Genomic DNA, 14,052 nt, shown 5'->3' on the forward strand with positions numbered 1-14,052 from the left:
CGCAGCAAATTAAGCGGCGGCTGAACGCGGCGCGCGTATCGATCACTCGATGCTTTCCGATTGCGGCTCGCGCGCGGCTTGCGCGCCGCTTTTTGCGTGATGCTCGCGCGAGAGGCGGTTCATGATCGGCAACAGCAGCACGGCGACCAGCACGCCCAACGACGCGAGCCAGCCAAGTCCGGTGAAGAGCCGCGTATAAAGCGGCAACGAGGTAAGCGGGTCGAGCGTGCCCGAGGGCATCTGCGCGAAATTCGCCACCACGCTGCCCAGATATTGCGAAACGCCGGTCGCGACAAAATACGCGCCCATCATGAAGCCGCTCATGCGCGCGGGCACATAGCGCGCGATCATCGCGAGCCCGAGGCCGCTCACGAGCAGTTCGCCGAGCGAATACAGCCCGTAGCCAGCCACCATGAACCACGACGACACGCGCCCTTCTACCGCATAACGCCCGCTCGCCGCGAACACGAAAAAGCCGGCGGCGACCACGGCGAAGCCGAGGGCGTACTTCACCGCCACCGGCACGTCGCGGCCGCGACGCGCAAGCGACGTGTAAAGCACGGCGAGCACCGGCGAAAGCACCATGATCCAGATGGGATTGAGCGCCTGGAATTGCGCCGGGCTCCATCGGAACAGCGTCATACCGAACAGCGAGAACTGCGGATCGACGTTGCGCAGCGCGAACAGCGTGAGCGACGTGGACATCTGCTGATAGAACACAAAGAACAGGATCACCTGGCACGTGAGGATGAGCGCAGCGATCAGCCCGGCGCGTTCGGCGTGCTCGCAACGCACGAGCATCCAGCCGAATATTGCGAGAATGGCGGCCGCCGCAGCGTACACGCAGTCGCGCGCGATCGTTTCATGCTGAAGCACGAACATCGTCGCCGCGCCGAGCGCCACGGCGCCCACTGCCACGAGCGCGGCGCGGCCCAGGTGCAGCGGCTGGTCGTCCGGAGCCGAGCCGATACGCGCGAGCGAGCGGCGCATCAAAAGGAAGTTGAGGATGCCGAGCGCCATGCCCGCGCAGCACACGCCGAACGCGGCATGCCAGCCCCAATGCTCCTTGATCCACGGCGTGGCGAGCATCGAGACGGTCGAGCCGATGTTCACCGCCATGTAGTAAATGGTGAACGCGCTGTCGAGTTGCGCGTCGTCGCCCTCGTAAATGCGCCTCACGAGGTTCGCTGCGTTCGACTTGAAGAGACCGTTGCCGACCACGATCACGCCTAGCGAAGCGTACATGTGGCTCAGACTGTCGTTGGGCAGCGCGAGCATGAAGTAGCCTGCGGCGAGAATCACGGCGCCTGCCGCCATGGAGCGCCGTGCGCCGAGAATCTGGTCGCCGATCCATCCGCCGATGGCCGGGGCCGCGAAGACGAGCGCGACAAAAGCGCCCCACGTGAGGTTCGCCTCGCGGTCGCTGAAGCCGACCTGCTCGACCATGAACAGCACCAGAAGCGCCGCCATGCCGTAATAGCCGAAGCGCTCCCACATCTCTATCAGGAAGACCGTCGTGAACGAACGGGTCCGGCTTGCGGTGGTCGGGGCGGGGGCTGGCGTATTCATGTTGCGTATTTCCTGTTGCGGTAGTGCACGGCGCGCGATTGTACTCGCGCGGGCGGCGCTGGCAGTTTTTGCGCGGTTTTTGGCATGGCTACGTATCGTGGCGAGATTACAGTGATTCCCGATTCATCGGCCCACCGCCTGCCCTTTTCGACAGCCCAACCCTTGACTGGAAACACACCATGGCACTGCAAATCGGCTTTCTCGTCTTTCCCAGCGTTCAACAGCTCGACTTGACCGGCCCATACGACGTGCTCGCCTCGATGCCGGACACCCAGGCGCGGCTCATCTGGAAGACGCTCGATCCGGTTCGCTCGAGCACCGGACTCATGCTCACGCCCGACACGACTTTCGACGACTGCCCGCCGCTCGATGTGATCTGCGTGCCGGGCGGCAGCGGCGTTTCGCAGCTGATTCCCGACGACGAGACACTCGCGTTCCTGCGCCGCCAGGCGGGCACGGCGCGCTACGTGACCTCGGTTTGCACGGGCGCGCTCGTGCTCGGCGCGGCCGGGCTGCTGCGCGGACGCCGCGCGACCACGCACTGGGCCTTCCACGAACTGCTGGAGCCGCTCGGCGCGCTGCCCGTGAAAGCGCGCGTGGTGCGCGACGGCAACGTGCTGACCGGCGGCGGCATCACTGCGGGTATCGATTTCGCATTGACGCTCGCCGCCGAGCTGATCGGCGACGAGGCCGCCCAGGCGTTGCAGCTCGAACTCGAGTACGCGCCCGCGCCGCCGTTCGCTGCTGGCGACCCCGCCAGCGCGCCGCCTGCGATCGTAGAAAGGTTGCGCGCGCAGACAGCTGCGTCGCTCGCCGAACGCGCGCGCGTGGTCGCCGCGGCAGCCGCGAAACTCGCCGCCTGAGCGCCCGGCGAGGCCGGCGCCGTTGCCTCGCCGTTGCCTCGCTGTTGCCTTGAGGTGACGTGGCAGCCAGGGTCAGCGCCAGATACCGCCTTTGTTGTGGATCGATTACATTGAGTGACGGGCGCACCGCCGCCGTTTGCGCCCGTCGTCCCAGCCCTGGGTAAGCCGTTCAAATCAATCATTAGGGGAATCAATGCGCTCCACCACCAGCAAGCTGACTCTCGCCGCAGCTACCGCCGCATTCCTGATCGGCGTCGCCGCGCCGGCATTCGCGCAAACGGAAGCCAGCGCTCCTGCCGCCAATCAGGCCACGCAACCGCTCACCAAGGAACAGAAAGCACAAGCCAAGGCTCAGGCCAAGGCGCAGCGCAAGGCCGAACGCAAGGAAGCCCGCGCGAAGAACAATGCTGAGTTGAAGAAGCTGGAAGACGCGGGCTACAAGCCGGCGCTGAACGATCCGAACTATCCGCAGAACCTGCAGGACGCACAGAAGAAAGCTAACGCTGCTGGCGCCGCCCAGTAATTCGCGTGATCAGCCGTTTTAACCGGCTGCGTTGCCGGTTAAAACGCTTCCGCCTTCCATTTGCCCGCCGCACCCGCAGCACGATTGAACGCTGCACGTCCCCCGCTTTCGCGCCCGCTCGCTCCCGCCGTACACACTAAACGCTTCATCAGTCGAATGGCAGTACCATCCGCGAAGCGAATGCGCTGACTCGTTCGCAAGCCGCAACACCGTCGCTTTTCGACGCAGCACGCGCTCGCCCGGATGCCACTCCGATGCCATCGCGAGCCATGCCGCGTGCATGCCCAACATGGAGTCATCGCCATGAACGCACCCCAGCCAGCCGCCAACGCAAGCGCCGCGCCGCAGAAAAAAGGCATACCGGTGGGCCTGATCGCGGGCGTGATCGCGCTCGTCGTCGTGCTGCTTCTGCCCTTGCCCGATAGCCTCCCGCCCGCCGGCCAGCGCATGCTCGCCATCCTCGCATTCGCCGTGGTCGTGTGGCTGACCGAAGCCGTGTCGTACGAAGCGAGCGCCATCATCATCACCTCGCTCATGGCGTTTCTCGTGGGCACCGCGCCCACCATCGAAAACCCCGCTGTCGACTACGGCACCAACAAAGCCATCAGCATGGCGCTCGCGGGCTTCTCCAATTCCGCGCTCGCGCTCGTGGCCGGCGCCCTCTTCATCTCGGCAGCGATGACCGTCACCGGTCTCGACCGGCGCATTGCGCTCGTCACGCTCTCGCTCATCGGCACCACCACGCGGCGCATCCTGATCGGCGCGGTCGCCGTGACCATCGTGCTCTCGCTCGTGGTGCCGAGCGCCACCGCGCGCAGCGCCTGCGTCGTGCCGATCATGGTGGGCGTGATCTCGGCGTTCGGCGTGGACAAGCGCTCGAACATCGCGGCAGGCATCATGATCGTGGTGGCCAACGCCACCAGCATCTGGAACGTCGGCATCCAGACCGCCGCCGCGCAGAACCTGCTCACCGTGGGCTTCATGGACAAGATGCTCGGCGCACGCGTCACGTGGCTCGACTGGCTCATCGCGGGCGCGCCCTGGGCGATCGTGATGTCGGCCGTGCTGCTGTTCATCGTGCTGAAGATGCTGCCGCCCGAAGCCGATGCGATCGCGGGCGGCAAGGAAGCCGTCGAAGCGTCGCTGCGCGAACTGGGCCCCATGACGGGTCCGCAAAAACGGCTGCTGGGCGTCTCCATCGGCCTGCTGTGCTTCTGGGCGACCGAAGGCAAGCTGCACCCGTTCGACACCACCTCGGTCACGTACGTGGGCCTCGTGCTGCTGTTATTGCCGCGTTTCGGCGTGATGGACTGGAAGACCGTGCAGAGCCGCATTCCGTGGGGCACGGTGATCGTATTCGGCGTGGGCATCAGCCTCGGCACCGCCCTGCTCACGACGAAGGCGGGCCAATGGCTCGGCGATCTCGTCGCGCATCACACCGGGCTCGACACCGCAGGCCCATTCATTGCCTTCGCGATTCTCTCGGCCTTCCTCATCCTCATCCATCTCGGTTTTGCGAGCGCAACGGCGCTCACTTCCGCCATGCTGCCGATTCTCGTGTCGGTGCTGCAGTCCATGCAGGGCGACTTCAATCGGCTCGGTCTCACGATGCTGCTCGGCTTCGTCGTGAGCTTCGGCTTCGTCCTGCCGATCAACGCGCCGCAAAACATGGTGTGCCTCGCCACCGAAACGTTCACGGCGAAGCAGTTCGCGCGCGTGGGCATCGTGTTGACGATTGTCGGCTACCTGCTGTTGCTGCTGTTCGCCGCGACGTGGTGGCGCTGGCTGGGCTGGATCTGAACGCTGCACCTGAACACTGCACTGTTGCGAGGAGCCGCTCATGGAAGTCAATATCGACGACGCACGCCGCTTCGCCACGGCCGTGCTCACGAACGTCGCGGTGCCCGAAGACATCGCCGCCGACGTAGCCGACCATCTGATCGAGTCGGACCGCGTGGGCTACGCGAGCCATGGCCTGTCGATCCTGCCGAACTACAAGCGCGTGCTGGCTGCGGGATTCGTCGCCGCCGACGGCCGCGCCGAGCGCGTGGTCGACCGCGGCAGCCTGATCGGCTACGACGGCCACAGCGGCTTCGGCCAGCACGTGGGCAAGGTCGTGATGGAAGACGCGATCGCTCGCACGCGCGAACATGGGCAATGCATCGTGACGCTGCGCCATAGCCATCACCTGGGGCGCATGGGTCATTACGGCGAAATGGTCGCAGCGCAAGGCTATGTGCTGCTCGCGTTCACCAACGTGGTGAACCGCTCGCCGACCGTTGCGCCGTTCGGCGGGCGCGAGCCGCGGCTCACGACCAACCCGCTGTGCTTCGCGGGCCCGCTGCCGGGCGGGCGGCCGCCCTTCGTCGTGGATATCGCCACGAGCGCCATTGCCGTGAACAAGGCGCGCGTGCTCGCGGAAAACGGGTTGCCGGCGCCCGATGGCTCCGTGATCGACGCGAACGGCCAACCGACGAGCGACCCGAACGTGCTGTTCGCCGACCCGCCAGGCGCGCTGTTGCCGTTCGGCCTGCACAAGGGCTATGCGCTCGGGCTCGTGGCGGAATTGCTCGCGGGCGTGCTCTCGGGTGGCGGCACGATCCATCCGGACAATCCGCGCAATGGCGTCGCCACCAACAATCTGTTCGCGCTCGTGCTCGATCCGCAGGTCGATTTCAATACGACGTGGCGCTCGCAGGAGGTCGAATCGTTCCTCGACTATCTGCTCAGTTGCCCGCCCCAGGACCCCTCGCAGCCGGTGCAGTATCCTGGCCAGTACGAAGCGGAAAATCGCGCGCGCCACATGCAGACGATCACGCTGCCCGACTCCGTGAAAAAGCCCTTCGCCGATATCGCGAACGAACTGGGCATTGCGCCGCTCACGGCGATTTGAGCCGGCCCAGCACGAGGCCGTAAGCGCATAACGGCCGCGCGAGCCCCTCGGGACTCGCGCGGCCGTTTCGATGCGCTGCAATTACCTCACACCGCGACCGCGCCGACGTAGTTCTCGGCCATCGCCGTCGCGGCGGCGCGCGACGTGGTGACGTGCTCCAGCTCGGCTACCTGCAGGCGCTGCTCGAACGGCGTCGCGTCGTCGAGACGGTGCATCATGCGCGTCATCCAGTACGAGAAATGCTCCGCGCGCCAGATGCGGCGCAGCGCCGTTTCGCTATACGCGTCGAGCAGATCGTTGCGGCCTTCCTTGTAGAACGCCACGAGCGCCGCGCTCAGCACGCGCACGTCCGCCACCGCGAGATTGAGGCCCTTCGCGCCGGTAGGCGGCACGATGTGCGCCGCGTCGCCCGCGAGAAACAGGCGGCCGTGCTGCATCGTGGTCGTGACGAAGCTGCGCATGCCCACGATGTTCTTCTGGAAGATCTTGCCTTCCACCACCTGGTGGCCTTCGAGCGAATCGACGCGTGCGTGCAACTCGGCCCAGATGCGGTCGTCGGACCAGTTCTCGACCTTGTCGTGCGGGTCGCACTGGAAGTACATGCGCTGCACATTCGGCGAGCGCGTGCTGATGAGCGCGAAACCGCGATCGTGGCGCGCGTAGATCAGCTCGTCGGAAGTGGGCGGCGCTTCGACGAGAATACCGAACCAGCCGAACGGGAACACGCGCTCATAGTCCTGGCGCAGCGCCGCCGGAATCGTGGCACGCGACACGCCGTGAAAGCCGTCGCAGCCGATCACGTAGTCGCAATGCAACTCGCGCTCCTCGCCTTCGTGGTGGAAGCGGATCGACGGCGTGCTGGTTTCCACGCCGTGAATCGAGGTGTTCGAGACGTTGAAGAAGAGCTTGCCGTCGGCGGCCACGCGCGCGGCCACGAGGTCCTTGAGCACTTCATGCTGCGCATAGACGGTGATGGCTTTGCCTGTGAGGCCAGTGAGATCGATGCGGCGGCGCTTGCCTTCGAACGCGAGTTCGAAGCCGTGATGCAGCGCGCCTTCAGCCTTCATGCGCGCGCCGACGCCCGCTTCGGTGAGCAGGTCCATCGTGCCTTGCTCGAGCACGCCGGCGCGAATGGTCGATTCGATCTGCTCGCGGCCACGCAGCTCCAGCACGACCGAGTCGATGCCACGCAAATGCAGAAGATGGGAAAGAAGCAGGCCTGCGGGCCCGGCGCCGATGATGCCAACCTGAGTGCGCATGAGATGTCTCCTGATGCGGCGTTGCTTGAATTGATTTTTCGCAAGTTTCACCGCTGCACCCGTTATCGCGCAACGCGATATGGAGAATATGCACTATCCCGATTTCGAATAGCGCCGCAGCCGCCGGCCGGCTCGCTAACCGTTGTGCGGAACGGAAATTGCTCAACGGCACGCTTCGCCTGCGCTTCAGGTTTGCCCGCCGGCGCGCTCCTCGCCCTCCAAGAACATCAAGCCCATGCCTTTGCCACGCCGCTCCCCCACGCCCGAATCCGCCACGAAATCCCGCCGCACGCCCCGCCGTACACCGCTTGCCGCCACGCTAGCCGCCGCGCTGTGCCTCGCATGGCCGCTCGCCCAACCCGCCTGTGCCGCCGACGCTCAGGCTGACGCCGCAGCCCCCGCCAGCGCGCAGGAATTACAGAATCCGGTTCGTACTCCAGCGCAACACGACACGGCAAAAGAGAACCCGCCCGCCACGCCCGCCGACCTCTACGGCCGCCTCTATCACGACGTGCAGCTCGCGCAGATCTTCCCCGACAGCAAGACGTTTGCCGACATGCTGCCGAACGAGCGCCCCGCCCAGATCACGGCGGCCTACGAGCGCTGGCGCCAGCAGCACGCGGACGAGCACGACGCCGCCGCGCGCCAGGCCGCGCTCGCGCAGTTCGTGAACCAGTATTTCGCGGCCCCGGCGCAAACCGGGGACCACTACGTTTCCGATCCGAACCAGGACGTGGTCGGCCACATCGACACGCTCTGGAACGTGCTGAGCCGCCGCCCCGACGCGAAGCCGAATCCGTATTCGTCGCTGCTGCCGCTGCCCTATGCGTACGTCGTGCCGGGGGGCCGCTTCAACGAGATCTACTACTGGGACTCGTACTTCATCATGCTCGGTCTGGAAGCGAGCGGCCGCCACGACCTTGCGCTCGACGAGCTGAACAATTTCGCCGCGCTGATCGACCGCTACGGGCACATCCCGAACGGCAATCGCACGTACTACCTGAGCCGCTCGCAGCCGCCGTTTTTCGCGCAGATGGTGAGCCTCGTCGCCGAGAAAGACGGCGACGCCGTGTACCTCCATTACCTGCCGCAACTGCGCAAGGAATACGACTACTGGATGGCCGGCGAACAAACGCTCAAGCCCGGCCACGCCGCGCGCCACCTCGTGCGCCTGCCCGACGGCACGCTGCTCAACCGCTACTGGGACGCACGCAACCGGCCGCGCGACGAGTCGTACCGCGAGGACATCCTCACCGCGCGGGCCACGCCGCAACGCGACGCTTCGGACCTCTGGCGCAACCTGCGCGCGGGCGCGGAAACGGGCTGGGACTACAGCTCGCGCTGGCTCGCCGACGGGCACACACTCTCGACCATCGACGTGACCTCGCTCGCGCCCGTGGACCTCAATTCGCTGATGGCGATCCTCGAGCGCACGCTCGCGAAGGCCTACGGCCTGAAGGGCGACGCGCGCGAGGCCGCATGGATGACGAAGCGCGCACAGCAACGCGCCAAAGCCATCGACCGCGTGCTCTGGGACCCGCAATTGCATGCGTACAGCGACTACGATTTCGCGCACCGCACGCTCACGCACCGGCTCACGGCGGCGACCGTCTACCCGCTTTATGCGGGCGTCGCGACGAAAGGCGAGGCGCAGGACGTGGCCGCCGCCGTACGCGCCAGCCTGCTGCGCCCGGGCGGCCTCGCCACCACCCAGGTCGCGACGGGCCAGCAATGGGATGAGCCGAACGGCTGGGCGCCGCTGCAATATCTCGCGGTCGTGGGGCTGCGCCGCTACGGAGAGGCGGACCTCGCGCAGGAAATCGCCTCGCGCTGGATCGCGACGAATCTCGCTTACTACGCGCGCACGCACAAACTCGTCGAGAAGTATGACGTGAGCGCGTCGGCCACCCAGGCGTCGGCGGCGGGCGGCGGCGAATATCCGCTGCAGGATGGCTTCGGGTGGACCAACGGCGTGCTGCGCGCGCTGCTGCAGATATATCCGCAAGCCGGTGCGGCACAAGGCGCGGCGGCGGCAAGCGCGCCTTAATGCAACATCCGCAACATCCGCAACGCCCGCGGCGCAAGCCCTGGGCTCGCGGCGTACACTTTTTGCGCCGCTAAAGCGTAATCGTCGTGTTGCTTCAGGAGCTAGCCATGCGCAGCGAATCGGCCTTTTTGTTCGACCTCGACGGCACGCTCGTCGACAGCGTCTATCAGCACGTGCTCGCATGGAAGGAAGCGCTCGATGCGGACGGCATCGAGCTTTCGGTGTGGCGCATTCACCGGCGTATCGGCATGAGCGGCGGGCTCTTCATGAACCAGTTGTTGCGCGAGACGCACGAGGCCATCTCGCCCGAGCGCATCGCACGCCTGCAAAAACTCCACGCCGACGCCTACCGCCACCACGCCGACCAGGTGCGCCCGCTGCCCGGCGCGCGGGCGCTGCTCGACGCACTGACCGCCGCCCAGGTGCCCTGGGCGATCGCCACGAGCGGGCGGCTCGCCACGGCTTCCGTGAACTTGCAGGCGCTCGGCGTGGACCCGGCTGTCACGACCGTGGTCACGCGTGACGAAGTGCGCCACGCCAAGCCGGACCCCGATCTTTTCGTCGCCGCAGCGTTGCGGCTGAATATGCCGATCGAGCGCTGCCTCGTGGTGGGCGACAGCGTCTGGGACATGCTGGCGGCCCAGCGCTGCCGGGCGCTCGGCATTGGCCTGCAGTCGGGCGGCTACGGCACCGAGGAACTGCAATGCGCGGGGGCGCTGCGCGTGTACGAAGATCCCGCCGATTTGCTTGGCCACCTCGACGAAGTCTGCGCCCGCGACTGAGTTGGCTCACTACGGAGCAAACCGGGCACCGCCGGCCATGGCGCGAAAATTGCGCGCTTGACGGCTGTGCAGTGCAGCAGCACCGCCGCGGCACCACGCCTTTAGCACATCGCGTGTACTGCATGTCGCGCGCCATCGGCGTATGCTGACATAGGTCAATTCGACAACTCACCGGCCGGCTTCCGCCGCCTGCTGCGATGAACGACTCCGCTCATGCCCCCGGAACTCCCAGCGCGCCACGCGTGACGGTGGTCGTCCTCACGCGCAATCACGTGCGCCAAACCATCGATACCGTCGCACGCCTTACCGCGCTGCCCGAGCACCCCGACGTCATCGTGGCCGACAACGGCTCCACCGATTCCACCGTCTCCCTGCTGGCGTCGCTCTTTCCACAAGTGCGCATCGTCCAGACGCTCGGCGACCGCGGCATGGCCGGCTTCAATCGCGCCGTGCTGCTCGCCCGCACCGATTATGTTGCGTGCTGCGACGACAGCACCTGGTTCGCACCCGGCGCGCTCGCGCGTGCGGCGCAGCTGTTCGACGCGCACGCGCAAGTCGCCGTACTCAACGCGCGCGTGGTGAGCGGCGACGAGCGCGAAATTCACCCCGCCTGTCTGATGCTTGCCGCCACGTCGCCGGGCGCCGAAGGCCTGGCGGGCCCTGTGCTTGCTAACTTCATGGCCGGCGCGTGCATTTTCCGCGCGGCCGTGTTCCGCTCGCTCGGCGGCTACGAGGAGCGGCTTTCGCACGGCGGCGCAGAGGAGCTTGCCGCGCTCGACATGCTTTCGGCCGGCCACCAGATCGTTTATTGCGAACAGGCGCTCGCGCATCGCGAACCGCTGTATCGCTGGTTCACGCGCGCGCAGCAATGCGCGCTCGCGCGCAACACGGCCTGGGTGGCGTGGATGCGTCTGCCCGCACGCGACGCACTCGCAGCAACCGGCCGCGCGCTCGCCGTGTTCGCCCGCCAGCGCTCGCTCGGCCCCGCGGGCGTCGCGCTGCTGCGCGGCGCGTTCTGGACATTGCGCGCGCGCCGCGTGGTGCCGCCCCACGTCGTGCTGCTCACCCGCCAGGTGCGCCGCGCGGAACGCCACGTGCGCGCAGGCATTCCGGCAATGGCCGAAAAGTACGACCGCTCTGGGCAGCGCGCGTGGTAAGCTGCGGCGCCTGCTGCACGCGGGCCGTCCATTCAGGAGGCCAGAGCCTGTCAAACTTCTGACCAGGCCCTATGACAGACCCGAGGACCATGACGACGCCCGACCCCGGCATCGCCCCGCACAACGTCGCCGCCGAAAGCCACACCGAACGCCGCTTCGAGGCGCTCGTGGAGCCGATCGAGGATTACGCGATCTTCCTGCTCGACACGCGCGGCTACATCGTGAGCTGGAATCGCGGCGCGGCCCGCATCAAGGGCTATGAAGCGCACGAGATCATCGGCCAGCACTTCTCGCGCTTTTACACCGACGAAGCCAACGCGCGCCGCTGGCCCGATCACGAACTGGAACAAGCCGCGCTGCACGGACGCTTCAACGACGAAGGCTGGCGCGTGCGCAAGGACGGCTCGATGTTCTGGGCCAACGTCGTCATCACCGCGCTGCGCGAGCGCGACGGCTCGCTCTCGGGTTTCGCCAAGGTCACGCGCGACCTCACCGCCGAACGCCTCCAGGTCGAGGCGCTGCGCCTTTCCGAAGAGCGCTTTCGCCTGCTCGTGGAAAGCGTGAGCGACTACGCGATCTTCATGCTGGACCCGCAAGGCCACGTGATCAGCTGGAACACCGGCGCGACCAACCTGAAGGGCTATCGCCCGGCCGAGATCGTCGGCCAGCACTTTTCCGTGTTTTATCCGCCAGACGAGATCGCCGCCGGTCTACCCGAGCGCGAGCTGCGCCGCGCGAAGGACTTCGGCCGCGTCGCGACCGAGGGCTGGCGCGTGCGCAAAGACGGCTCGATGTTCTGGGCCAACGTCACGATCACCGCGGTGCACGACGGCCACGGCCGGCTCACGGGATTCGCGAAGGTCACGCGCGACATGACCGAGAGCCGCCGCACCGACGAACTCGAGCATTCGAGCGAGCAGATGAAGCAATTCCTCGCCATGCTCGCGCACGAGCTGCGCAACCCGCTCGCGCCGGTGCGCAACGCCGTGGCCACCATGCGCCTCATGGATGCGCCGAGCCCCGAAATCGAGCGCGCGCGCGAAATGATCGACCGCCAGATCGTGCACCTCACGCGGCTCGTGGACGACCTGCTCGACGTCGGGCGCATCACGTCGGGCAAGATCGAGTTGCGCGAAGCGCCGCTCGACCTGTGCGAAGTGGTCGCGCACGCCATCGACGCGGCGCAACCCTTTACCGCGGCGCGCGGCCAGCACGTGGAAGTGCAGATGCCCGACGCGACGCTCACCATGACGGGCGACCACACGCGCCTCGTGCAGGTGCTGCAGAACCTGCTGCACAACGCCTCGAAGTTCTCGCCCGACGGCAGCCGCATCGTCGTGGACGTGCGTGCCGCTGCGCGCGCCGTGCAGATCCAGGTGCGCGACGAAGGCCGTGGGCTGCGGCCCGGCACCCACGAGTCGATCTTCGGCCTGTTCAGCCAGGACCGCTCGGTGCCGGGGCCCGCGGAAAACGGGCTGGGCATCGGCCTCATGCTGTGCCGCTCGCTCGTCGAACTGCATGGCGGCACGATCTCCGCCATGAGCCAGGGGCCGGGCAAAGGCAGCACGTTCACGATCCGCCTGCCGTTCGCGCGCGAAACCGTGCACGCTATGCAGCCGCCGCAACTCACCCCGGACGCGGCCGAGCTTGCCGCGCTCGCCGCGGCCGGCGTGCCGCCGCTGCGCGTGCTCGTGGTCGACGACAACCGCGACTCGGCCGACAGCCTCGCCATGCTGCTCGAACTCAAAGGCCATGAGGTGCGCGTGGCCTACAGCGCCGCCCACGCGCGCGAGGAAGTGGACGGCTTCACGCCCGACGCCGCGCTCATCGACATCGCCATGCCCGAGATCGACGGCTATGCGACGCTGCGCGCCCTGCGCGCGCTACCGCCGCTCGAGCACACGCTGTTCGCCGCGATGACGGGTTTCGGCCAGGCCGCCGACATCGAACTCACGCGCGAAGCGGGCTTCGAGATGCACCTCGTGAAGCCCGTGGACGTCACGCTATTCGACGAGGTGCTCGCGCTCGCGGCGACACGGCAACGGCGCCGCAACGCCTGAGCGCCTAAGCGCCTGATGCTGCTTTAAGGCGCGACCGGCACGAACGGCCGGTACTCGACCTTGGGCCCGCGCACGACAATGGCCGTCGATTCCGGCACTTCGGCCCACACCTCGGGCCGGTCGCCCAGCGGCTCCGAAACAAGCAGATACGCGTCGTCGCCTGCCGCCACGATGCGCGGGTCGTCGGGATACAGTTCGCGCAGATGCCGGAACGCCGTGGTGTGAAAGAGCGAGCGCGAATTGCGTTCGCTCGAATAACGCGCGGCGACGATCTGCTCGCCGTCGCAAGCGCACACGGTCATATTGAGCGCGGGCTCGACGCCATGCTTTTTCGCCGTGGCTTCCACAAACCCCGCCATGCGTTCAAGCGCGGCGACCGGGTCGATTTCGAGGCCGAACGTCATGGCCAGATAGAACATCGTTTCGGAATCCGTCGAGCCTTCGAGCGCGTTGAAGCGGTCGGGATCGATCGCGACGAGCAGGTCGCGGCGCATGAGCGGATAGCTGCGAATCAGCCCGTTGTGCGCAAAGATCCAGCGCCGGTGACGAAACGGATGGCAGTTCGTTTCCTGCACCGGCGTGTCGGTGGCCGCGCGAATATGCGCAATGAACATGGGTGCGCGCACCGCACGCGCGAGTTCGCGCAGGTTGCGGTCGTTCCAGGCCGGATGCACGCTGCGGTAGCGATAAGGAATGTCGTCCGGGTCCTGGAACCAGCCCATTCCGAAACCGTCGCCATTCGTCGTGGTCGCGCCTTTGGTCGAATGCAGGCTTTGGTCGATCAGCGAGTGGCGTGCGTGAAACAGTACGGTTTCGAGCTGTACGGGGTTCCCGCTATAAGCGAGCCAGCGGCACATGATGGTCTCCTTCGTGTAAGGACGCTCGTGTACGCCGGCCGC

11 protein-coding genes are annotated in these 14,052 nt (G+C 66.7%); 8 read left to right on the forward strand and 3 right to left on the reverse strand.

Features of this window, described 5'->3' with window-relative positions; genetic code table 11:
- Nucleotides 1-42: 42 nt before the first annotated feature.
- Nucleotides 43-1,569, reverse strand: a complete 1,527-nt coding sequence (locus U5A65_RS14810; protein WP_321946693.1) for an oligopeptide:H+ symporter — start codon at nt 1,567-1,569, stop codon at nt 43-45.
- A gap of 179 nt (nt 1,570-1,748) precedes the next feature.
- Here U5A65_RS14810 and U5A65_RS14815 point away from each other — a divergent pair, with 179 nt between their 5' ends.
- The 4 genes from U5A65_RS14815 to U5A65_RS14830 all read left to right on the forward strand — a co-directional run bounded on the left by U5A65_RS14815 (nt 1,749) and on the right by U5A65_RS14830 (nt 5,848).
- On the forward strand, nt 1,749-2,432 hold the full coding sequence (locus tag U5A65_RS14815; RefSeq protein ID WP_321910547.1) for a DJ-1/PfpI family protein: 684 nt from the start codon (nt 1,749-1,751) through the stop codon (nt 2,430-2,432).
- Nucleotides 2,433-2,625: 193 nt separating this feature from the next.
- Nucleotides 2,626-2,955, forward strand: coding sequence for a DUF4148 domain-containing protein (locus tag U5A65_RS14820; protein WP_321910546.1), 330 nt, complete (start codon nt 2,626-2,628; stop codon nt 2,953-2,955).
- Nucleotides 2,956-3,258: 303 nt separating this feature from the next.
- Entirely contained in the window at nt 3,259-4,755 is a 1,497-nt protein-coding gene (locus tag U5A65_RS14825) for a DASS family sodium-coupled anion symporter (protein WP_321910544.1), read from the forward strand.
- Between the two features lie 40 nt (nt 4,756-4,795).
- Nucleotides 4,796-5,848 carry an Ldh family oxidoreductase gene (locus U5A65_RS14830; RefSeq protein ID WP_321935745.1) on the forward strand — a complete coding sequence of 351 codons (1,053 nt, stop codon included), beginning with the start codon at nt 4,796-4,798 and terminating at the stop codon, nt 5,846-5,848.
- A gap of 86 nt (nt 5,849-5,934) precedes the next feature.
- Here U5A65_RS14830 and U5A65_RS14835 read toward each other — a convergent pair whose 3' ends face one another.
- Nucleotides 5,935-7,107 (reverse strand): 4-hydroxybenzoate 3-monooxygenase, encoded by a 1,173-nt coding sequence (locus tag U5A65_RS14835; RefSeq protein WP_321910540.1) that lies wholly within the window; start codon nt 7,105-7,107, stop codon nt 5,935-5,937.
- Between the two features lie 235 nt (nt 7,108-7,342).
- On the opposite strand from U5A65_RS14835, the gene treF reads away from it, so the two are divergent.
- From treF to U5A65_RS14855, 4 genes are all read left to right on the forward strand, one after another.
- Nucleotides 7,343-9,154 (forward strand): alpha,alpha-trehalase TreF, encoded by a 1,812-nt coding sequence (treF, locus tag U5A65_RS14840; RefSeq protein ID WP_321946694.1) that lies wholly within the window; start codon nt 7,343-7,345, stop codon nt 9,152-9,154.
- Between the two features lie 107 nt (nt 9,155-9,261).
- A complete protein-coding gene (locus tag U5A65_RS14845; protein ID WP_321946695.1) occupies nt 9,262-9,936 on the forward strand; it encodes an HAD family hydrolase in 675 nt (224 codons plus the stop codon).
- Nucleotides 9,937-10,178: 242 nt separating this feature from the next.
- A complete protein-coding gene (locus tag U5A65_RS14850; RefSeq protein ID WP_321935748.1) occupies nt 10,179-11,093 on the forward strand; it encodes a glycosyltransferase family 2 protein in 915 nt (304 codons plus the stop codon).
- A gap of 89 nt (nt 11,094-11,182) precedes the next feature.
- Complete coding sequence (locus tag U5A65_RS14855) at nt 11,183-13,153, forward strand: PAS domain S-box protein (RefSeq protein WP_321946696.1); 1,971 nt, start codon at nt 11,183-11,185, stop codon at nt 13,151-13,153.
- Between the two features lie 23 nt (nt 13,154-13,176).
- On the opposite strand, the gene U5A65_RS14860 is transcribed toward U5A65_RS14855, so the two are convergent.
- The gene (locus U5A65_RS14860) at nt 13,177-14,010 is read right to left on the reverse strand and encodes a class II glutamine amidotransferase (protein WP_321910529.1); all 834 of its coding nucleotides are present in this window, start codon (nt 14,008-14,010) and stop codon (nt 13,177-13,179) included.
- Nucleotides 14,011-14,052: the final 42 nt, after the last annotated feature.

Origin of the sequence: Paraburkholderia sp. J10-1 (assembly GCF_905220165.1) — a bacterium.
Lineage (GTDB): Bacteria > Pseudomonadota > Gammaproteobacteria > Burkholderiales > Burkholderiaceae > Paraburkholderia.

Bases quoted from the DNA above. Each gene is read 5' to 3' on its own strand.
- U5A65_RS14810 (WP_321946693.1), bottom strand. From the start codon at position 1,569: ATGAATACGCCAGCCCCCGCCCCGACCACCGCAAGCCGGACCCGTTCG.
- U5A65_RS14815 (WP_321910547.1), top strand. From the start codon at position 1,749: ATGGCACTGCAAATCGGCTTTCTCGTCTTTCCCAGCGTTCAACAGCTC.
- U5A65_RS14820 (WP_321910546.1), top strand. From the start codon at position 2,626: ATGCGCTCCACCACCAGCAAGCTGACTCTCGCCGCAGCTACCGCCGCA.
- U5A65_RS14825 (WP_321910544.1), top strand. From the start codon at position 3,259: ATGAACGCACCCCAGCCAGCCGCCAACGCAAGCGCCGCGCCGCAGAAA.
- U5A65_RS14830 (WP_321935745.1), top strand. From the start codon at position 4,796: ATGGAAGTCAATATCGACGACGCACGCCGCTTCGCCACGGCCGTGCTC.
- U5A65_RS14835 (WP_321910540.1), bottom strand. From the start codon at position 7,107: ATGCGCACTCAGGTTGGCATCATCGGCGCCGGGCCCGCAGGCCTGCTT.
- treF (WP_321946694.1), top strand. From the start codon at position 7,343: ATGCCTTTGCCACGCCGCTCCCCCACGCCCGAATCCGCCACGAAATCC.
- U5A65_RS14845 (WP_321946695.1), top strand. From the start codon at position 9,262: ATGCGCAGCGAATCGGCCTTTTTGTTCGACCTCGACGGCACGCTCGTC.
- U5A65_RS14855 (WP_321946696.1), top strand. From the start codon at position 11,183: ATGACGACGCCCGACCCCGGCATCGCCCCGCACAACGTCGCCGCCGAA.
- U5A65_RS14860 (WP_321910529.1), bottom strand. From the start codon at position 14,010: ATGTGCCGCTGGCTCGCTTATAGCGGGAACCCCGTACAGCTCGAAACC.